We start from the raw sequence: 276 nt of genomic DNA, 5'->3' as shown, positions 1-276 counted from the left end.
CCCTGATCGACGAGAGCTTGGCGGCAGAGTCGAAACAGGGGGGGGATGATGCTGCGGGCTTGCCCAGTCGGTTGACCCGCTACTCTCGGGCGCATCATCGTGCGGTCGAGATGGCCGATTATCTCAGCGAAGCGGGCGAAGTCAAGCTCGGGCGCAATCTCGCGCTGTGCGGGCACTACCTGCTGTTCCGGGACTACTACACCGTGGGCAAGGTCCGGTTGCACGCCGCCAAGTTCTGCCACAAACATCTGCTGTGTCCGCTTTGCGCGATTCGGC

General features: G+C 63.0%; 1 protein-coding gene. It reads left to right on the top strand.

Annotated features, from left to right (window positions below; all coding sequences use genetic code 11):
• Nucleotides 1-276: hypothetical protein (locus QWY29_RS20430; protein ID WP_300963056.1), on the top strand; the 276-nt coding region annotated here is incomplete at both ends.

Source organism: Nocardioides abyssi (genome assembly GCF_030412915.1).
In the GTDB taxonomy this organism is placed as follows: Bacteria; Actinomycetota; Actinomycetes; order Propionibacteriales; family Nocardioidaceae; genus Nocardioides; species Nocardioides abyssi.
Note: the sequence above shows the minus strand (reverse complement) of the source record. Positions and strands in the feature narration are given on the sequence as shown.